16 protein-coding genes (1 of these 16 cut by a window edge) are annotated in these 21,172 nt (G+C 55.3%); 4 read left to right on the top strand and 12 right to left on the bottom strand.

From position 1 onward, the window contains the following. Nucleotides 1-836, top strand: the final stretch of a protein-coding gene (pepF, locus tag QTO31_RS07915; protein ID WP_031459122.1) for an oligoendopeptidase F. The gene continues 973 nt to the left of window position 1, outside the view; only the last 836 of its 1,809 coding nucleotides appear in the window; its start codon lies off the left edge, out of view; its stop codon occupies nucleotides 834-836. An 88-nt stretch (nucleotides 837-924) separates the two neighbouring features. On the opposite strand, the gene hemF is transcribed toward pepF, so the two are convergent. The 12 genes from hemF to bchM form a co-directional block, all read right to left on the bottom strand. Then, the gene (hemF, locus tag QTO31_RS07910; RefSeq protein ID WP_301428659.1) at nucleotides 925-1,842 is read right to left on the bottom strand and encodes an oxygen-dependent coproporphyrinogen oxidase; all 918 of its coding nucleotides are present in this window, start codon (nucleotides 1,840-1,842) and stop codon (nucleotides 925-927) included. Nucleotides 1,843-1,882: 40 nt separating this feature from the next. After that, nucleotides 1,883-3,202 carry a glutamate-1-semialdehyde 2,1-aminomutase gene (gene hemL / locus QTO31_RS07905; RefSeq protein ID WP_301428658.1) on the bottom strand — a complete coding sequence of 440 codons (1,320 nt, stop codon included), beginning with the start codon at nucleotides 3,200-3,202 and terminating at the stop codon, nucleotides 1,883-1,885. Next, nucleotides 3,199-4,269 carry a uroporphyrinogen decarboxylase gene (hemE, locus tag QTO31_RS07900; protein WP_301428657.1) on the bottom strand — a complete coding sequence of 357 codons (1,071 nt, stop codon included), beginning with the start codon at nucleotides 4,267-4,269 and terminating at the stop codon, nucleotides 3,199-3,201. The genes hemL and hemE overlap by 4 nt, the downstream gene beginning before the upstream one ends. A gap of 25 nt (nucleotides 4,270-4,294) precedes the next feature. Next, a complete protein-coding gene (gene hemB, locus QTO31_RS07895) occupies nucleotides 4,295-5,353 on the bottom strand; it encodes a porphobilinogen synthase (protein ID WP_031459126.1) in 1,059 nt (352 codons plus the stop codon). Between the two features lie 4 nt (nucleotides 5,354-5,357). Further along, nucleotides 5,358-6,110, bottom strand: a complete 753-nt coding sequence (locus QTO31_RS07890) for a uroporphyrinogen-III synthase (protein WP_301428656.1) — start codon at nucleotides 6,108-6,110, stop codon at nucleotides 5,358-5,360. Then, nucleotides 6,107-7,081, bottom strand: coding sequence for a hydroxymethylbilane synthase (hemC, locus tag QTO31_RS07885; protein WP_301428655.1), 975 nt, complete (start codon nucleotides 7,079-7,081; stop codon nucleotides 6,107-6,109). The genes QTO31_RS07890 and hemC overlap by 4 nt, the downstream gene beginning before the upstream one ends. Nucleotides 7,082-7,090: 9 nt before the next feature. After that, nucleotides 7,091-8,395: a glutamyl-tRNA reductase gene (gene hemA / locus QTO31_RS07880; protein ID WP_301428654.1), complete on the bottom strand. Its 1,305-nt coding sequence runs from the start codon at nucleotides 8,393-8,395 to the stop codon at nucleotides 7,091-7,093. A 181-nt stretch (nucleotides 8,396-8,576) separates the two neighbouring features. Continuing rightward, entirely contained in the window at nucleotides 8,577-9,875 is a 1,299-nt protein-coding gene (locus tag QTO31_RS07875) for a BCD family MFS transporter (protein ID WP_301428653.1), read from the bottom strand. Next, nucleotides 9,872-13,609, bottom strand: coding sequence for a magnesium chelatase subunit H (locus tag QTO31_RS07870; protein WP_301428652.1), 3,738 nt, complete (start codon nucleotides 13,607-13,609; stop codon nucleotides 9,872-9,874). The genes QTO31_RS07875 and QTO31_RS07870 overlap by 4 nt, the downstream gene beginning before the upstream one ends. A gap of 119 nt (nucleotides 13,610-13,728) precedes the next feature. Next, complete coding sequence (acsF, locus tag QTO31_RS07865; RefSeq protein WP_035419164.1) at nucleotides 13,729-14,856, bottom strand: magnesium-protoporphyrin IX monomethyl ester (oxidative) cyclase; 1,128 nt, start codon at nucleotides 14,854-14,856, stop codon at nucleotides 13,729-13,731. Nucleotides 14,857-14,918: 62 nt separating this feature from the next. Next, the gene (locus tag QTO31_RS07860) at nucleotides 14,919-15,254 is read right to left on the bottom strand and encodes a hypothetical protein (protein ID WP_031459133.1); all 336 of its coding nucleotides are present in this window, start codon (nucleotides 15,252-15,254) and stop codon (nucleotides 14,919-14,921) included. 44 nt (nucleotides 15,255-15,298) lie between these two features. Continuing rightward, entirely contained in the window at nucleotides 15,299-15,979 is a 681-nt protein-coding gene (gene bchM / locus QTO31_RS07855; protein ID WP_031459134.1) for a magnesium protoporphyrin IX methyltransferase, read from the bottom strand. Between the two features lie 560 nt (nucleotides 15,980-16,539). Between bchM and ltaE the strand changes: the two genes are divergently transcribed. The 3 genes from ltaE (at nucleotide 16,540) to ilvA (ending at nucleotide 21,063) form a co-directional block, all read left to right on the top strand. Then, nucleotides 16,540-17,622 carry a low-specificity L-threonine aldolase gene (gene ltaE / locus QTO31_RS07850; RefSeq protein ID WP_301428651.1) on the top strand — a complete coding sequence of 361 codons (1,083 nt, stop codon included), beginning with the start codon at nucleotides 16,540-16,542 and terminating at the stop codon, nucleotides 17,620-17,622. Nucleotides 17,623-17,798: 176 nt separating this feature from the next. Further along, on the top strand, nucleotides 17,799-19,556 hold the full coding sequence (locus QTO31_RS07845) for a sensor domain-containing diguanylate cyclase (RefSeq protein WP_301428650.1): 1,758 nt from the start codon (nucleotides 17,799-17,801) through the stop codon (nucleotides 19,554-19,556). Continuing rightward, nucleotides 19,543-21,063, top strand: coding sequence for a threonine ammonia-lyase, biosynthetic (gene ilvA / locus QTO31_RS07840; protein WP_031459137.1), 1,521 nt, complete (start codon nucleotides 19,543-19,545; stop codon nucleotides 21,061-21,063). The genes QTO31_RS07845 and ilvA overlap by 14 nt, the downstream gene beginning before the upstream one ends. Nucleotides 21,064-21,172 lie beyond the last annotated feature (109 nt).

The raw sequence follows: 21,172 nt of genomic DNA, 5'->3' as shown, positions 1-21,172 counted from the left end.
CGTGCAATCTGATGCGGGCAGCGTTTCGTCCGTTAGGGGAAGAGTATGGGGCAGCGCTCGAGCAGATGTTCAGCCGACGCTGGATCGATGTCTATGAGAATGTGGGGAAGCGGAGCGGTGCATATAGCGGCGGATCGTATGGCACACCTCCCTACATTTTGCTGAACTACCAGGATCGTCTACGTGATGTCTTTACGCTGGCCCATGAGTTGGGTCACTCGCTTCATTCTTACTTCACGCGCAAGCACCAGCCATTCGTGTATGGCAACTACACGATCTTTGTCGCGGAAGTGGCTTCTACGCTCAATGAAGCACTGTTGACGCATTATATGTTACAGAACAATCCTGATGAGTCGCTGCGCCGACGCTTGCTTTCTCAACAGATTGAGGAGATTCGGGGGACAATCTTCCGCCAGACGATGTTTGCCGCGTTTGAATTGTGGATGCACGAGCGCGCCGAACGTGGGCAGCCATTAACGGCTGATGTGCTGAGCCAGCATTATCGTGACCTGGTTGCCCGCTACCACGGCCCCGAATTGCAGATTGATGACGAGCTGGCGTATGAGTGGATGCGGATTCCGCATTTCTACTATAACTTTTATGTCTACCAGTACGCAACCGGTATTTCGGCAGCCCTGGCGCTGAGTCGTCAGATTATCAGCGAGGGGCAACCGGCTATTGATCGGTATCTCCGCTTCTTGCGCAGTGGATCGTCGCGTTCTTCGATTGAGCTGCTACGCGAGGCAGGTGTGGATATGACATCACCAGCACCGATTCAGGCCGCGATGGATGCCTTCGCCGGGTTGGTTGATCAGCTTGAGCAGTTGGCAGCGTAGCACCACGCCGATGTCAGCAAAGGGCGGGTTGAGCACCCGCCCCGTCTGTTGCAATAACCCAATATGTGAACTGTCGATCTGTTGGTCATCACGATGACGTTTCTGACGCCCAATCGCGAGGTTTGAGAAATTCGGCCATTGCAGCTTCCGGTGAACCAGGTTCAGGTTGGTACTTGAATTGCCAGCGAGCCAGCGGTGGGAGAGACATCAAAATCGCCTCGATGTTCCCACCAGTTTGCAAACCAAAGAGTGTTCCCCGGTCGTAAATCAGATTGAATTCGACGTAGCGTCCACGGCGGTAGAGCTGCCACATCCGTTCACGCTCGCCGTAGGGCGTATTCATACGGCGACGCACGATAGGCAGATAAGCATCGAGGATGGTCGTGATTCCATCGCGCACGAAGGCGAAGGCCCGCTCGAAACCATCTTCGCTAGTGGGATGCAGATCGTCGAAAAAGATGCCGCCAATTCCACGCATTTCGTTGCGATGTTTGAGGAAGAAGTAATTGTCGCAGGCCGCCTTCATCTCGGCGTAACTGGCAATTGGATGGCGATCACAGTAGTCACGGAGCGTTACGTGAAAGTGACGCGCATCCTCGACAAAGCCATAATTGGGAGTCAAATCCATACCACCGCCAAACCACCAGTCCTCACCTGCTTCAAAGTAGCGAAAGTTGGCGTGGAAAGCAGGGACATAGGGATTGCGCGGGTGAAGCACCATCGAGATGCCGGTCGCAAAGTACGGCTGACCACGTGTTGAAGGGCGGTGTTGCCAGATACTAGGTGGAACTTCGGCGCCATATACTGCCGAGACGTTAACCCCGGCCCGCTCAAACACGGCACCCTCGGTCATCACCCGTGCTGTGCCACCGCCACCACCAGGTCGTTCCCAACTCTCGGCTACGAAATGGCCGTGATTATCAATCTCCTCAAAAGCGGCACAGAGCCGACGTTGCCCATCGCGCATCAAGTCGTACACGATGGTGCGGGTATCGGTGACCGTCATACTATTGTCTCCTGCCTGTTGATCTAAGGTTTTTCAACGGCTACACAAGGGTCGCGAACGCTGCTTCCGCTGCATTGAGCGTCGCATCGATATCGGCGGCAGTATGTGCTGTGCTGACAAAGCCGGCCTCAAATTGGGAAGGAGCCAGGTAGACACCACGTTCGGCCATTGCCCAGAAGAACCGGGCATAGCGTTGGGGGTCGGCGTAAGCTTTTGCCTCAGCGTAATTGGTAATTTGACTGTCAGTTTGACGGAGGAAGTAACAACCGAACATCGTACCGACATTTCCTACCTGCAACGGGATTCGGTAGCGTTCACCGAGCATCCGCAGACCATTGGCGAGCTGTGTTGTGAGCGTCACCGCTTGCCGGAAAGCTACCCCATCATCAGCGAATGCCGTCCGTAGGGTTGCCAGACCCGCCGCCATTGCCAGTGGATTGCCGCTGAGCGTACCAGCCTGATACATCGGTCCGGCGGGAGCAACGAGTTGCATCAGGTGACGTTTCCCGGCGTAAGCCCCTACCGGCAAGCCACCACCGATCACCTTCCCCAGGCAGGTCAGATCGGGATCAAGACCCCACAACGCCTGTGCACCACCCGGAGCTACCCGAAAACCGGTCATCACCTCATCGAGAATGAAGATTGCGCCATGCGACTTGGTCAATTCGCGCAGACCACTCAGAAAGCCAGGTTTGGGCAACACGAATCCCATATTGGCCGCAATCGGTTCAACAATAACCGCAGCAATCTCGGCGCCACGGCTGGCAAACAGTGCTGCTACCGCATCAAGATCGTTGTACTCGACAGTGATCGTCTCGGCGGCAACCGATGGTGGCACCCCCGGACTATCGGGGAGACCGAGGGTTGCAACACCACTACCGGCCTGCACCAACAGCATATCGGCGTGACCGTGGTAACAGCCGTTAAATTTCACAATCAGCCGCCGACCGGTTGCTGCCCGCGCCAGACGCAGAGCACTCATTGTAGCCTCGGTGCCACTGTTGACAAACCGAATCTGCTCGATTGACGGCACCAGTTCAATCACTAAGCGGGCAAGTTCGGACTCTAACTCGGTTGGCGCGCCAAAGCTCGTTCCACGCTGAGCCTGTTCGGCGATGGCGTTCACTACCACCGGATGAGCATGGCCGAGCAGCAACGGCCCCCACGAGAGCACATAGTCGATATAGCGATTGCCATCAACGTCCCAAACGTGCGCGCCTTGACCCCGCTCAAAGAATATGGGTGTACCGCCAACCCCCCGGAAAGCACGTACTGGCGAATTGACACCACCTGGAATCACCTCTTGCGCAGCGGCAAAGTCGGCCTGCGAACGGCTATAACGTTCGGTAACAATGCTCATTGCATCACCTCTTGAAGAGCAGGCATCGTCGTAGAAACAGGAAATGATTGGACAAACTCGACCAGATAGCGAACGTGATCAACCGGCGTTTCGGTCAGAATGCCGTGACCGAGATTGAAAATGTGACCGGGACGACCACCGACTCGCTGTAAAATCTCACGGGCGCGGGCAGCAATGATAGATGGCGGTGCAAAGAGGGTCATCGGATCGAGATTGCCCTGAACAGCATGTTCATAACCGTATTGCGCCCAGGCTGTATCAATATCGATCCGCCAGTCTACACCAAGCACATCAGCGCCGATCTGACGCAATTCACCGGCCAGACCGGCCATATCGGTGCCGAAGTAAATGATCGGTGGTGCAGCGTCTCCTAACCGTTGGCGCACCGTTTGTATGACCGCCTTTGTATGCTGCAACACATAACTGCGGTAGTCAGCAGGTGCCAGCGCGCCGGCCCAGCTATCGAAGATTTGCACTGCGTCGGCCCCCGCCTCGACCTGTGCAATCAGGTATTCGGCAACCAACTGGCTGAGCCGCTGCATGAGGTCATGCCAGGCCGCCGGTTGTTCATACATGAAGCGTTTTGTCAGCCGGTACTCTCGCGATCCTCCGCCTTCGATGGCATAGCTGGCGAGCGTAAAGGGTGCCCCGCTAAAGCCGATCAGCGGCAAACCATTCAGTTCACGTTTGACCAACTGTAACGCCTTCAGAGTGTAGGCGACCGTCTCACGTGGATCGCAAGAACGTAATGCCGCAACCTCACGCGGATGGCGAATGGGGTTGTGAATAACCGGTCCCTCGCCTTTTTCGTAGGTGAGCTGCAACCCTAACCCTTCCAGGGGCGGCAGAATGTCAGCAAAAATAATTGCCGCATCTACCCCAAATGCTTGTATCGGTTGTAAAGTCACTTCAGCCGCTACTTCAGGCGTTTTAACCATCTGTAAAAAGCCATACCGCTCGCGAACAGCCCGGTATTCAGGCATATAGCGCCCAGCCTGGCGCATCAACCAGATCGGTGTACGATCGACCGGTTGACGACGGCAGGCCCGTAGAAAACGATCACGCATGACCTTCCTCGCAATGTATAGAACCTTATCCCAACCACTCAGCAGCTTCTCGCGCCCAATACGTGATAATCATATCGGCGCCAGCACGCCGAATCGCAGTCAGAGTCTCCAATGCAATTCGCTGCTCATCGAGCCAGCCCTGTAAGGCGGCAGCTTTCACCATACTGTATTCACCACTGACCTGATAGGCAGCCAGGGGCAACGTATAGCGGTCGCGTACCTGACGGATAATATCGAGGTAGGCAAGTGCCGGTTTAACCATCAGAATATCAGCACCTTCGGCGACATCAAGTTCGACTTCACGAAGTGCTTCACGAGCATTGGCCGGATCCATCTGATACTGGCTACGGTCACCAAATTGGGGTGGGCTTTCGGCGGCATCGCGGAAGGGGCCGTAGAAGCCACTCGCATATTTGGCGGCATAGCTCATAATCGCCGTATGTTGCAGACCAGCAGCATCAAGCGCAGCTCGAATAGCAGCTACCATCCCGTCAATCATTCCTGACGGCGCAATAATGTCGGCGCCAGCTCTGGCATGCACAACCGAAGCCTCGGCGAGTAACGCCAGTGTCGCATCATTAAGCAGATAACCCTGGCCGAGTTGCGGCTGATAGTCATTCCGATCAGGGGTATTGAGAACACCGCAGTGGCCGTGGTCAGTGTACTCACAGAAGCACATATCACTGATAACAACCATACCCGGCACTTCGGCCTTAATCGCCTGAATGGTTTGCGGGACAATACCTTCGGGATCATAATTTTCGCTACCACAAGCATCTTTACGGGCCGGAATGCCAAAGAGCAGTACCGCTCGAATCCCAAGTTCAGCCAGTTCCTTTGCCTCTCGCGCAGCCTGATCGGGCGACATCTGATACTGACCGGGCATTGAGCGAATAGCTACTCGTAAATTGTGACCATGACGCACAAACATCGGCGCGATCAATTGGGCCGGCGTCAGGCGCGTTTCACGCACAAGATCACGGAGCGCCGGGCTGACACGTAACCGGCGTGGCCGGTATACCGGCGTTGGAATGTTTGTTGTTGTGCCATTGGCAACTGATACGTGACGAGAGAGAAGATCCACCTTTTTACTCCTTGGTTTCACAGTGCGGGATAAAGACCTGTTCCAAAGCAGCAATCAGCGCGTCATCGTGTGGACGGTCGGCAATGGCTGCGACCGACAGACCAAGTTCAGTGCAGACAGCAGCCGTGCTGGGGCCGATACAGATCAACGGTGGTAGTTGATCAGGCGTACACAGAGGCTGAAGTTGGCGCACTGCTGAACCACTGGCGAGCACAATCGCATCAACCGCCTGAGACTGCAACGCTGAGCGAAGTTCATCGACCCCCGAACCGGCAACTGTACAGTACGCGGTGACCCGTTCGACATCGGCGCCTGCCGTGCGTAACGCCTCGGCAAGAGTGGGAGGCGCAATATCCGCACACGGTAACAAAACCCGTTTCCCGGCCAGATTTCCCATCGCTGCCGGTAAGGCTGCTCCCAGTTCTAACTCAGGGACAACCGCCGGTTCACGCCTCCACACGCGCCGACAATCAGCCGCCGTCGCTTTGCCAACCGCAGCAATCGCAGTGGCGGTAGGGATCACCGCTTCAGCTAACACCTGTACCGTCTGGCGACTGGTCACAACCAGCCAATGGTATGCACCGGCAGCGAGACGGGCGATGGCCTGTTGCAGAGGATATTGATCGGCAGGTGGTGCATACGCGATCAACGGCGTTACTAACGGTAGTGCGCCAAGAGACCGCAACCGCTCGGCCAGGGTATCGCTGCGTCCAGATGGACGAGTAATGGCTATCCGGCGACCAACAAGGCCACTCATCGGCGTGCCTCCAGTTGATGACGAATAGTCGTCAGGATTGCCTCACCACCGCGGGCCAGCAACAACTCGGCAACCGCAACCCCCAGAGCTTCTGGCTGCGCTGGATCACCGGTTTGCTCGGCAAAGACAAGGGTCTTACCGTCGAGTGAACCAATCATACCACGCAGGTGCAGACCGGCATCAGTAACCACTGCATGCGCAGCAACCGGTATCTGGCAACCACCCTCTAACCGCCGCAAAAGCGCCCGCTCGGCCAGAGCGGCTGAACGCGCAACCGGATCGTCGAGGGTCGCCACTAACGACTGGGTTGCGGCATCGTCAGCACGAATCTCGATAGCCAGAATGCCCTGGGCCACTGCTGGCAACATCACCTCCGGATCGAGAGGATAGATAACCGCGTCGCCGATCTGCGCACCAGGCGTACCATCCCACAACCCCAGCCGACGCAAACCGGCAGCAGCCAGAATCAGTGCATCGTACTGACCGGAAGCCAGCTTGCGCAAGCGGGTGTCAACGTTCCCACGCACATCGCTAAGCTGCAAATCGGGTCGATGATAGCGTAGCTGGCTGGTGCGTCGCAAGCTCGACGTTCCGACCCGTGCCCCGGCCGGTAATGTTTTGAGATCGGTGCCGATGGTAGCATTCCTCACGACTAAGGCATCGCACGGATCGGCCCGGACCGGAAATGCAGCGAGCATCAACCCATCGGGCGTCACAGTCGGCATATCTTTCGCACTGTGGACACAAAGATCAACTTCACCGGCTAATAGGGCCTGCTCAAGCTCCTTCACAAACAGACCCTTATCGCCAACCGCCGATAATGCGACATCCAGCACGCGATCGCCGGTAGTTGAGATGATCCGCAGCTCAACCTCGAGATCGGGAACAGCGGTACGGAGCGCACGCGCAACCCATTCTGACTGGACACGGGCAAGAGCCGAACCGCGAGTACCAAGCAAGACACGCGCCATAAACGCCTCTCAATGTTCCAGATTAAAGAGTTCGGCCAGAATCGAAGCGTAACGTTTACCCTGACCATGCGCCGCCGCTTCACGTAGACAGCGGGTTGGCGGGTGCAACAGCTTATTGATAATACTCCGTGACATTCCTTCAATCACCGCCCGCTGTTCGGGGGAAAGATCGTGCAAGCGGCGTAGTGCACGGGTCAACTCCTCATTCCGCACCTCTTCCGCTCGCTGTCGGAGCATTGTCAGGACCGGTAGCGCCTCTTGGGTGCGCATCCAGGACATAAACTCTTGAACTTGCTCTTCAACAATCTGTTGGGCAATGTCCAGCACGGTACTTCGCAACTCAATCGTGTGACTCACCACTTCACGCAGGTCGTCAACGGTAAAGAGATAAACACCAGGAAGTTGCGCAACATCAGAAGCAATATCACGCGGCACGGCTAGATCGATCAGGAGCATCGTCGGTGGCTCACAATCGCCACAAGCGTGCGTCCGTTGTTTGTGAGCAATCGCTTCGGCCACATGGTGGCGATAAATAATCGGTACCGGTGCGGCTGTCGAACTGATCACAATATCAGCGCGGGCCAACGCCTGCGGCAGAGCACCGAAATCGAGCATCTCGGCACCATAGCGCTCGGCAAGAGCCGCAGCGCGAGCCGACGTGCGATTGACAATCGTCAACCGATCAGCACCGTTGGCAATCAGGTTCTGGGCGGCCAGCTCACTGACCTCACCGCCCCCAATGAGCAACACTTCCCGACCACGCAAATCACCAAGCCGACGACGGGCAAGTTCAACGCCAGCCTGGGACACACTAGCTGCCCCTTTGCCAATGGTCGTTTCGTGACGAACCCGCTTGCCGGCGACCAGGGCAATCTGGAACAAGCGATGCAGTATCGAACCGACACTCCCGATCCGTTGCGCAGCTTCGTAGGCACTCCGAACTTGCCCCTGAATCTGCGCCTCACCTAACACGAGCGAGCGTAGCCCGGCCGCCGTTGCACATAAATGCCGGACCACCGCTTCGCCCTGATAGAAATAAAGCGTATGGGCAAAACTCTCTGCTGGGCGCTGGTGAAAAGTAGACAGAAACTCCACAACGTGTTGGGCTGTCGTGCCTGGATTGGTCACTCCGTACAACTCAACTCGATTGCAAGTTGAGAGAATAACGGCCTCACTGAAGAGGGGTGGTGCGCCGGTTTCAGGCTTGGTTAGTTGTAGCAAGGCTGACGGCAAATCGGTCTGACTGAACGCAAGCTGTTCACGAATCTCAACCGGCGCCGTGGTATGATCGAGACCGGCAAGGAACAGATTCATACGCCTGATCCTCTGCGTTGCAAAACATTCACGGTACGACGCTAAACGGAAATCCACCTTCTCCAACCGGACGCATGGCAACAGAAGGCCCGGCATCCTCGCCTCGGCGCACCATTGCGCTTTTGGAGGCCTTAGTATTATACCGCGGATTGTTTCATAATCTACACATTTCTATACTTTTCTAAGCATCGCCCATCGCAGCCACCAACTGCCCCAGATCACGACGCTGGCTACGGAAGGCGCTGACATCAATTGCACGGAGCATCACCAGCGCTGTGCAGAGAATGATCGCCTCGATCAGAAAGACCGTTGCATACGCACCAGTTGGCCCAACGACTAGGGCTGCCAGGTCGCGGATGATCCCGGCCAGTAAGTTCCCTAAACCGCGCGCAGCCGCATCGGCGACGCCCCATGCACCGATAAAAAGACCCACCTGCTGCGGCGTGGTCATATCGAGCATCAACGCCAGATTCGTTGCCGTTGCAATACCGGTACCAAAGCCGAGTAAAGCAACTGCTGGCACAAAGATCGGCTCAAGATGTAAGATACCACTGAGCGCAATCAGGGTAAGGCCGGTAGCCGCAATGATGCCACCGACCATCGCGCCGTGTTTGTTGCTTAGCCAACGGCTTAACACAATGCCATGCAACAAAAGGGCTAATAAGGTGGCACTTCCCCATGTCGCTGTCAATTGCGTTGTCGAACGAACATCCATCGCGAAAGCCTGCGCGCCATACGGTTCAAGTAATACGTCCTGACCAAGAATCGCCGACAGCATAAACATCAGATAGACGAAAAACCGCCGGGCGAGCGGATCGCGAACAACAGTGCGCACTGACGCTGTTGCACTGTAACGCTCTTCGTGGCTGAGTGGCACCGCGTTACGCGGCTCAAGTCCGATCAGGCCAAGCGTAGCAATTGTTAAAGCAACCCCAGCACAAATCGCGAAAACCTCGATCAAACGCTCCGGCGAATAGGGTTCGAGCGCACGCCCGGTGCCAATCGCCGTACCGATTACTGCTGTAATCATCATAAACCACATGACGGCAATTGTGCGCGAACGGTATTGGGCAGGCGATATATCGCTTGCTAGGGAGAGGTAGGAGACAACCGCTGTGTTGAAGCCTACTCCCCAGAGTCCGAAGACCAGGAGGGCAAAGGCCAGACCCGGCCAAAAATTAGCGTCCATCGCAAAGGCTGCAAAGGGAGTCAGGGCTGCACCGACAACACACAGCAGAATGCCCAACGCGATGTAAGGAGTACGGCGATAGCCCCACAGCGGATGCCGATCCGAGAATTGACCGATGAAGACCTGAATCGGCGAAAAGAGATGCGGCAAAATGATCAGCGCCGCTACAATACTGGCCATAATCCCAAGCTCGTGGATCATGATCCGATTGAGAACCCCAGTAATCGGCACCAGACTAATCGCAACGGCGACATGCAGCATTCCGAGCCGAATCATCTTCAACCAGCTCATCTGACACTCCTCTCTTCACTAATCCCTTCGAGACGATCTTCGAGGTCCTGGTAGATTTCCTGCAAGCGGTTGAGCGTCGCTTCGTCAGCTGCCCAGAAACCACGACCGGCAGCTTCAAGCAATCGACGAACGACGCCAGCGGTTGCCGATGGGTTGAGCGCCGCCATCCGCTCGCGCATGGTGTCATCGAGGGCATAAGTGGCTGCGATCTCGTCGTACACCCAACCTTCAACCGCATTGGCGGTTGCACTCCAGCCATACGTATGCCCGACACGGGCTTCAATTTCACGTACCCCGGCAAAGCCGTGGGCAAGCATGGCTTCATGCCACTTTGGATTGAGCAGCTTGGCGCGGGTTTCGAGACGCAGCATCGTTTCAATCGAAGCCACTCTACTGGCGCCGGGTGTATTGATCGCATCGGCAACCAGCACTGGTGGCGCCTGACCACGCAATCGTTCAACACTCTTCGCGACACCTCCGAGATTCTCGTAGTAGTTGTCGATGTCGGTTAGACCGACCTCAAAGCTGTCAATGTTCTGGAAGGTCGCTTGCACGTGCCGCAACGCCCCCTCAAGCAAATGCCGTGCCTCACGCCATTGCCCGTCAGCCGTGCGGACAAAACTCTTGCGCGACAAGAAGGCGTCACTCAGTTGTTCATCATTCTCCCAGGTACCGCTTTCGACCAGGAAATTAACATTTGCGCCGTAGCTACCAGGAGCGTTGGTAAAGACACGAATCGCCGCTTCTTCGAGCGAGATGCGTTGTTCAGCGACTTGCGCCAGTACATGGGCGCGCACGAAGTTCCATTCCAGCGGCTCATCAGCAGTTGCCGCCAAATACGCCGCACGGTCGATCAAGCGCATCTGGTTGCCGAGCAGATCGCGGAAAATACCGCTGACGGTGACCACTACGTCAATCCGTGGACGACCGAGTTCGCTTAATGGCCGAAGTGTTACATCGGCAATGTTCCCCAGCTCATCAACAACCGGACGGGCGCCGATTAATGCCAGCACTTGCGCCACCCCTTCACAGTCGCTCTTGAGATTGTCAGTACCCCATAACACGATCGCGATACTCTCTGGCCAGCCGCCTTGCTCGCTACACAAACGAGTAAGTAGTTCAGTCGCCAGTGCTTCCCCACGCTGCATTGCTGCCGGCGTCGGCACCCGATAGGGGTCAAGCGCGAACAGGTTGCGTCCGGTTGGGAGAACAGCAGGATTACGCACGGCATCGTTACTCGGTGAAGGTGGAATGAACCCACCGCGCAAACCGTGCAACAAGTTTTGCAGCTCGTGATTGGTCAGCAGGCCGGTGCGCAGTTCGGCCAGTTTGGGCCAGAACGGCTTTAGCTGCGCTGCGGGGACGACCTGAGCCAGGCGCGCCGTAGCGGCTCGTGCTCCAGCTTCAACATCCGGTGCTTCGGCATAAGCCAGCATTGCCGAACGTCCCAGGGCTTCGATCTCGCGCATCTGACTCTGCGCCACCAGATCACTGCCCAGGCGCGCACAGAGATCTGCGTAATCGATCCCCATCCCACGTGCGATCAATGCTGGCAAGCCGCCATCAGGTTGTAAGCTCGCGTAGAGCCACAAGAAATCGGCTAGCTCCGCCGGTGCTGGTGGCTGACCGAGCACATGCAACCCAACCGGAATCATCCGCTGCTCAATCCGAAGCAGCTCATGGGCTAACCCCGCCACATCGGCGTAATCATCACCACTCGTCGCCATGGGAATACCGAGCTGCGCAGCCCGCTCACGCAGATCGGAGACCAACGCCGGGTCAGGACGACGTTCGTACTGATCAATCGCATCACGTAGCGCTCGCAACCCTTTGTACAACCCAGCTTGCTGAACCGGCGGCACCAGATAACTGACCAGCGTCGCCGCGCCGCGTCGTTTGGCAATCGCCGCCTCACTCGGATTATTCACGCTGTAGAGATAGAAGTTCGGTATTGGCCCGATCAGGCGCAACGGCCAACAACGAGCACTAAGCCCCACCTGCTTCCCCGGCATAAACTCCATCGCGCCGTGTGTCCCAAGATGAATAACTGCATCGGCACGGAATTTGTGGATCAACCAGGTGTAAAACGCAGCAAAAGCGTGGTTTGGGGCAGCATCTTTGGCGAGCAATAATCGCATCGGATCACGCTCGTAGCCAAAACTGGGCTGTACACCAACAAAAACATTCCCGAACTGACGGCCCAAGATACGGATGCCCCGACTATCACGTAACAATTCACCCGGCGCCGGTCCCCAATACGGTTCGATCTCGGTATAAGCAGGGAATAGACGGCGATACTCATCGGCACTCAACCAATCGGCAATGTTGGCATCAGCGCCCTGGGCTGGACCAGTATCTAACAGCAAATGGCGCAATTCATCAACAGTGCGTGGCACCTCAACCTGATAACCATCGGCAGCCAAAGCCTGTAACAGATGAAACAGACTGGCGAAGACATCGAGATACGCCGCCGTCCCAACCGTGCCCAAGGCTGGCGGGAAATTGTAAATCACTACTGCCAGCCGCTTCTGCGCATTCGGCAGATGACGTAGGGCAACCCGACGGGCAATTCGGTCGGCGATCTGCTCGATCTCAGCTTGTGCCGGTGCAAAGCGTTGTCCGTCAGCGGCGGGACCACCGAAAATCAGCGGTTCGGCCGCACCTTCCAGCTCAGGAATCGCCACACTCAACGCCTGCTGCACCGGAACCAGACCATTATCATCGGCACGCCAGTCATCTATCCGCTGAAACGCCAGCGGCACCAATCCCAGGTACGGACGATCAAACCTGATCAGCGCCTCAGCCGCCTGGCGGGGCTGGCTCTCGGCTGGGCCACCGACCAGGGCAAAACCGGTTGCGTTGACCAGCAGATCGACATCAGCCAGCTCTTTCTCTAGGAGCGGACGCATATCCAGACCGGCTGCATACGCGATACGCGCCTCGAGACCGCGCGCCTCAATGGCACGGGCCAGCGCATCGATATGAGGAGTATTCCCACTTAGCACCACGGTTCGTAGGGTGAGAATACCCACTTTACCGCGTGGCGCAAATCGATTCCCCCGCCAGCGTCGGTAATCGTTCAACGACGAAAAAAGGTCAGGGGTATCAGGATGATAAAGAGCAGTATCAGGGTAGGTGAGTGGATCGAGCTGAGGCAGTTTTGGACGTGGTGCAGGACCGTAACGACTGATCAAGACACAGAGCAGGCGATAAAGATTTTCGGGTGAAGCATTGAGCCAGTACTGATGGCTGGTAATATACGTATACAAATCGCGCGACGTACCGGGAATAACTTTCAACACCTTACTCAAGTTGCGTAAAATCGCCAGTTGGCGACGGGCCTCGCCAGCGCCACCTTGGGGGCGCAATTTCTGCACCCAACTGCGCAATGGACCCGGTTCATTTTCACTCTCACGCCGAAGTGAAAAACCACCAATGCGCGTACAACGGATCAGAGCCGGATTCGAGGTAATGATCAGCGTCGGCTTGTCATAGTGCGCCAATCGATCCGCGAGTGGCCGAACCAGTTCCTCGCTAAACAGGCGCGCTCCAAAGACTAGATCGGCCCGCGCCAGGTCTCGATCAAGCTGCGACCAGCCTGCACCATCGCGTAGTGTCGCGGCATCGTAAACCGCCAGACTCAACGCCACCTTGTGCTCGCGCCGCAAACGATCGGCAGCCGCCAGAAGTGCCGGACGATGGTTTCCGTCGATGGTCAGAACCACAATATGCATGAGCAATTCCCTCATCTCGTACCAGGCGAAACCAGAATCACGGCCAACAGACACCCCAGGCGGCAGGATCATTCCTGCCACCAGGGCACAACATCAACGGAGAGATGCAAGAACTATCACTAATCGGCCGCTATCACACGCTGCGGTCGGTTCGGACCAGGATAATTGGGGAAGCCGGGTAGACCTTTCCAGCGAATAGCTTCAGTCGTCTTGCGTGTAGGTAGCCGATAAATGGCCAGTAAGCGCAGTGCAATGGCTGCCTTCAGACGAGTTGACTGCGCCAGCGCAATCGGATCGTTTCGCCCTTCCAGAGCACGCAACTTACGGTCATACTCAACCAGCTTATCCATGTACCCAAAGAAACGCGGATCGTCGAGGTTCATTGTCTCAGGGTAGACCTGCGTCGCAATATCGTTGCACAGGCGGATGACCCGCTGGTCGTAGTCGCGCCAATCGAGACCGAGGGCAGCGTAGAAATTAGACCGGCGGGCATCGTTGAGGTACATCGTTGCGTACACAGCGAGCAAGAAGAAACGGATCCAGCGCCGGTTCACACCCTCAAGCATCTCAGGCTGCGAGCGCATCAAGAGGGCAAAGAACTCACCATGGCGGTATTCGTCGTTGCACCACTGCTCAAACCACTTGAAAATGGGGTGAATACAGTACTGCGGATTCCGTTCTAGGTGGCGATAGATATGAATATAGCGCGAGTAACCGATCTTCTCCGACAGATAGACGGAATAGAAGATAAACTTCGGCTTGAAATAGGTGTACTTCTTGCGCTTCTGTAACACGGTCAGATCAAGCGCAACGTTCAGATCAGCCATCGTGCGATTGAGAAAGCCGGCGTGACGGCCTTCATCGCGGCTCATATACTTGAAAATGGCTTTCAGCGTCGGATCATGGAGATGTTTTACCATCTCGGCATAGAGCAGACAACCGCTGAACTCTGCGGTACACGAGCGCTCGAGGAAATCGATGAAGGCATCGCGCTCAGGCATATCATCAAAATTCTGCAAAAACTCATCGGTACGCCGGAAGTGGGTGCGGTTGTAATCGTAGGCAAACTCGTCACGGATCCAGTCAAACTCGTCGCGCAGCCCATTGCGGTCAATCTCGAGTCTGTCGATAGCCTTAAAATCGGTAGTGTAAAAGCGCGGAGAAAGAATGGCCTCTTTCAGAGCATGGCGGGTCGTGCGACTGAACTCACCGGGCATTTCCATCATTAACGGATTAATCCAGAACATCCCTGCGCTCCTTTGCGATCTGGTAACTCCTATCTTGCCACGGGCATAACGCCCGACCAACACTACGGATGCTCGACAAGCTCATTGATCTCGATCAGACTGCTCTTCTTGGTCAGAAACCGTCGCAGAGCACTGGCCTTGTAGAGGCGAATCGGGCTGCGATAACAGATTTCACCGTTGGTACGCCCATCTTCGGTCGGTGGGAGATGCATAATCTCAAGGGTATCGCCAGGTTGAATCTCCATTCCAGGTGGTAGATCAACGTGGAAGTGGAAATGCTCGTGCTCACTCTGCAAGCGAACAAACCCCTCACCCTCGAGCAATACCTCACGGTTGTACCACTTGTGCAGCAAGAACGCCGCTACTCCCAATACGGTCACCGCCAGTAACTTCCGCATATCTTCCTCCTGTAGTCTCGTTTCTGAACTACAACCTTATCAAACTAGGATCTCCTGGCCTCGATCAACGTCACGTGATAGAAGCGACTGCGAATGGGCTGAACCCGTTGAACGCGCAAACCAGACTGAGCCAGAATACTCACTACATCACTGTCACGGATCATCTGAATCCCGGTGCGACGCTGACTATGGGGAAACCAACCGCCGATCCGGTGCAATGCGGCCAACAACGTACTGTACGGCGCATAAGTAAGGAGCAGCGTGTGTTCGGTCAGACTGGCTAGATGATGGCAAAGTTGCGTAAACGCCGGTTGGGGATAATGGATTAAGACATCGAAACAGGCCACAAGCTGAGCCGGTTCACACAACGATTCAATATCAGCTTCGATACACTCAACCCGATCAGACAAACCGGCTTCGGCGACTGCCCGACTGGTAGCGGCGACCATTTGCGGTGCAATATCGGCGGCCCGCACTCGATAGCCGCGTCGGGCCAACATCAGGCTAAACAAACCAACCCCACAACCAACGTCAAGTGCCGTGGTTGGCGGCGGTTGATCGTCGAGCCACGTATCGGCTATCTCCAGCATCCGGTTATGACCATCACGAATGCTCTGCCGAATGAGGGAAAGTGGGGCGTTGCCGTAAATTGCCGACCAGCGTTCAAAGCCCAGACCATTGAAATACTCCCGTAATTGGGCTTTGTGCCGAGATAGCTCGAGCACGTCTCCCTCCTGTCTGGTACCTGTGTAGTCCAAACTTGGAACTACGTTCACAAATAATCGATACGTGCAGCTATTCCGAATCGAATGACCAATCTGTGAATTGATGATGTAGTGCAGAATCAAAACTACGAATGTTCAAGCAAATTGTAGCATGAGAGTCAACAAAATGGAATATAGACAATGTTTGTGCAAAATCTTTGCGATTTATTCAAATGGCTCATGATTGCGTTGTGATGCTCAAAAAATCCATTATCTGAACCTTGAAATATGTTCACAGGACGGGCAATGGTGCTGCACGAGCGTCTGTCTGAACCTGACACCTGGAACTATGACCCGTGCTATAATTGAGCAACGGAAATGTGCTATCGCTCCACCACATTGACTGCCAGGCCAATCAACGCGCCACAGCTAGCCGAACGGTGGTGCATCAATTTTGAATGATGAAAATCATTATCTGCACTTCGTTTCCGTTGATGGTTTAGACTGTGCGGTATGAGTGTAGGGGTGGGCCAGACTACCGCGTAGCCAGAGTTTTACGCTGCTACTGGAGGCTTACAAAGATGGAAGGCTATACACTGCCCCGTCGCGATGGATCGGATAGCGCACCTGATCTGATCGACTTGCGAAGCGATACGGTCACTCTGCCCAGTGCCGCGATGCGAGCCGCAATCAGTGCAGCCGCCCTCGGCGACGATGTCTATGGTGAAGATCCAACAGTGAACGCGCTTGAACAACTGGCCGCTCAGCGCGTCGGTAAAGAAGCGGCTGTACTGGTCGTCAGTGGAACGATGGGGAACCTGGCTGCACTGCTGGCGCATTGTCAGCGTGGTCAGCGCGTTATTCTGGGTAACGAAAGCCACATTTACCACTATGAAGCTGGTGGCGCCAGTGCCCTGGGTGGATTAATCTACCACCCATTGCCTACCGATCCGAACGGATGTATCGACCTGTCCGCACTGGAAGCAGCTGCAACCACGATCAACGATCCCCATTTTTCGCCTCCTGGTGTCATTTGTCTGGAAAACACCCATAACCGCTGCGGTGGCGTCGTTTTGACACCCGATTATCTGGCACAAGTCCGAACGATAGCCTACAACCACGGCTTACCGGTTCATCTCGATGGTGCACGAATCTTTAACGCCGCTGTTGCCCTTGGCGTACCGGTTACCGAACTGACAAACCACGTTGACACGGTGATGTTCTGTCTGTCGAAAGGACTGGCCGCACCGGTTGGTTCGTTGGTTGCCGGCCCGGCTGAGGTGATTGCCCGTGTACGACGGATACGCAAAATGCTCGGTGGTGGAATGCGACAGGCCGGTATTATTGCTGCCGCCGGTATTGTGGCGTTGACCGAGATGGTTGATCGCCTGGCCGAAGACCATGCTCATGCCAGACTACTGGCTGCCGGTCTGGCCGAACTACCGGGTGTGCAGATCGACCTGAGCAAAGTACAAACAAATATTGTCCGCTTCCACCTGAATCATCCGCGGCTGCGGGTGGCTGAGTTCCTGGCAGCACTCCGTGCGCACGGTATTTTAATGGGAAGTTTGAGTACCACGAGTATCCGCGCAGTGACTCACTATGGGATTGAGCGGACGCACATTGAGCAGGTTATCACGGTAGCAGCCGAGATTCTGGCATGACCCGCAAATGGAACAGGGACGCGATCCTTACGGTTCATCGGTGTACGTTACCATTAAGAATGTAACCGGTTAGGAAAGAGACCTGGCGCAACAGTATCACCCGCGTAGCTATAAATACCAATGATCACCAGCTCAGTAATATGCTTGAGTCACTATCCTCAAACGTTGGGGATGTTATGAACCGTAGCGTTTCTTCTGAATTATACGTGCTATCTTCACCCACCGGCCAGATTCTGGCTGTCAGTGAGGCGATGCGTCCCTTACAAGCGCAGGTCTCTAACCTACTAGCCGATCTGACGCAATCGGGGGAGAATACAGAGGTCGTACTCAGCGGGCGTACATACAACGTGCAACGGCAAGTTCTATGGAGCGAAGACGGGCAAGTCTTTGGCATCATGCTCTCATTTCGCACTATGAAGTCTGATGCACGACTCGGTGAAATGGCTCTTACGCTTTCTAGCAAGCTGGAAATTGAACATGTGTTAGAAAACGTTGTCCGTTTCGCAATGGAACTGCTCGATGCCGATGCCGGCGCACTACCAATCTACGACGCAGAGCTAGATCGTCTGTTACCCGGTCATCTGGTCAATTTGCCGGTTGATCTGATAGTACCGATAACCGGAAAACGGCGCGGATTGATGTGGCAAATTATTGATCAACGAACGTCACTTTTGATTGCTGATTATGCCGATCATCCGGCGGCATTACCAGAACTGGTGAATATCGGAGTACGCTCACTCCTGGCGACACCGATTCTGTACGGTCAGACTCCCCTGGGTATTTTGGCCATCTACCGCATGCGCAATGAGCCATTCCGCGAGAGTGATCGCGATCTTTTACAGGCCATTGCGCAGCAAACTGCCATTGCCTTGCAAAGCGCCCGTCTGTACCGGCGTGCCATTCGGGATGCCGATGAACGCTTTGCATTGTACCAGACCAGTATCGAGCTGGGAGCGACGCTTGATTTGGAACAGTTGTACCAGGTGATCCATCGCGCAGTGACACGCCTGGTGAACCATCAGCGCTTTGTGATTGCAATCCTCAACGAGCAACGGCTCGTAGATTATGTCTACATCATCACACCCGATGGCCGCCGGACTCACCAACGACTACCGCTACACTGCGGTCTGGCCGGATATGTGTTGCGCTTCGGCGTCTCGTTACGCTTATCCGGCGCCCATGCTATCCCTGAGCCAGCGATCCAACTCCTGCCTGACATTGAAGGTGATCCGGCCCAGGGCACGCTGATGGCTACGCCCCTGAGCTTAGGCGACCGCATCATTGGTGCGCTTGTTGTGTGGAATAATCAGTATGATGCCTATTCTAAAGCCGATCTGAACGCACTTGAACTCCTGGCAGCGACAGTAGCGGTAGCTTTACAAAATGCTTTTCGCTTCGCCCAAATCCAAACGTTAGCTATCACCGATAACCTGACCGGCCTGATCAATCGGCGTCACTTTCTCAATATCCTGCACCACGAAATCGAGCGTTCCCGGCGTTATCACACACCGGTGAGCGTTGCAATGATTGATATTGATTACTTCAAGCAGATCAACGACACCTACGGCCATCTGGTCGGTGACCATGTTTTACGTGAAGTAGCCCAACGTTGTCGCCAACACTTACGTGATGTTGATATTCTGGCCCGTTATGGCGGTGAAGAGTTTGCTTTAATTTTACCGGAAACAACCTACGAACAGGCCATGGTGGCCAGTGAACGACTCCGCAAGACAATCGCTGCAATGCCAATCATGCTCGATGGGAAATCGTTACACACGACCTTGAGCATCGGCGTAGCCTCGTTTCATCCAACGCTGTATCCCGATCCATCTTCATTTATCGCCGACGCCGATCGCGCCCTCTACCTGGCCAAACAGCGTGGACGCAATCGGGTCTGTGGTGTACAGGAGCTGACGAACAATGCCGAATCCTGATTTTACGTATGTCCAACGCATTCTTACCAGTCGGGTATATGATGTCGTTAAAGAGACGCCACTCCAGCCGGCGCCACTGCTGAGTAGCCGACTTGGCATGCCGATTTTTTTTAAGCGCGAAGACCTCTTGCCTATCTTTTCGTTCAAGCTTCGTGGTGCATACAACCGGATGGCACATCTCAGTGCCGCCGAAAAGGAACGCGGTGTCATCACCGCTTCTGCCGGTAATCACGCCCAGGGTGTGGCCTATTCCGGGCAACAGCTCGGAGTACGGACGCTGATTGTGATGCCAGCAACGACGCCAGAAATCAAGGTTGCCGCCTGTCGACGACGGAACGCTGAAGTTGTGTTATACGGCGACAGCTACAGCGACGCTGAAGCACATGCCTATCGCTTACAGCGAGAACTGGGATTAACCTTCATTCATCCCTACGATGATCCGTTGGTGATTGCCGGTCAGGGTACTATCGGCCTTGAGATTTCTCAGCAGATGCGCGCCGAGCGGTATCGGGTCTTCGTGCCGGTTGGTGGCGGTGGGCTGATTGCCGGTATCGCTATTTTCCTCAAGAGCATCAATCCAAACATCGAGATTATTGCCGTCGAACCCGATGACTCAGATGCGATGTATCAGAGTATGCGGGCCGGCTACCGTGTCACCCTCGATCAAGTTGGCATCTTTGTCGATGGTGTCGCAGTGCGGCGGGTCGGTGAACACACCTTTGCGATTGTCCAGCGTTACGTCGATGATTTTGTGCGGGTCACGACTGATGAGGTCTGCGCCGCGATCAAAGACGTATTCGAGGATACGCGCGCGATTATGGAACCGGCCGGTGCGCTGGCCGTCGCCGGATTAAAGCGTTATGTCGCCGAGCGTGGCGCTGCCGATCTACCGGCGGTTGCCCTAACCTGCGGTGCAAATATGAATTTCGACCGGCTCCGTCACGTTGCCGAACGAGCCGAGATTGGCGAACAGCGTGAAGCGCTGTTTGCCGTGACTATTCCCGAACGGCCTGGCTCATTCAAGCAATTTTGCCGGGTCATTGGGCCGCACAATATCACTGAATTTAACTACCGCTATGCACCAAGACCCGATGCAAATGTCTTTGTAGGTGTGCAACTGACTCATGCAAATCAACGCCACGAACTGGCCGAACGCATGCGCAACGCTGGTTATACCGTCCTCGATCTGACCAATGATGAACTGGCAATCATTCATCTACGACATATGGTCGGTGGACGAGCACCAGAAGCGACAGATGAGCGTCTCTTCAGCTTCGAGTTTCCAGAGCGGCCAGGTGCTCTCTTGCAATTCCTCGAATCGCTGGATGCCTCATGGAATATTAGTCTCTTCCATTACCGCAACCACGGCAGCGCCCACGGTCGGGTGCTAGCCGGAATACAGGTTCCTGATGCCGACCTTGACCGCTTCTACGCTTCGCTGGCCCGGCTCGGCTATCCGTATAAGGAACAGAGTGACAACCCCGCGTACCATTTGTTTCTGAAGTAGAGCGCCTCGGCAAATACCGTAGCATCCCTGCCTCGCCTAATCTCAGGCGAGGAAAGGGCACTGATGTAGCGGTAGACTGAGATAAGAGCAAATTACACAGCGCGATGAA

It is taken from the genome of Chloroflexus sp. MS-CIW-1 (assembly GCF_030444705.1).
Classification (GTDB): domain Bacteria; phylum Chloroflexota; class Chloroflexia; order Chloroflexales; family Chloroflexaceae; genus Chloroflexus.
Note: the sequence above shows the minus strand (reverse complement) of the source record. Positions and strands in the feature narration are given on the sequence as shown.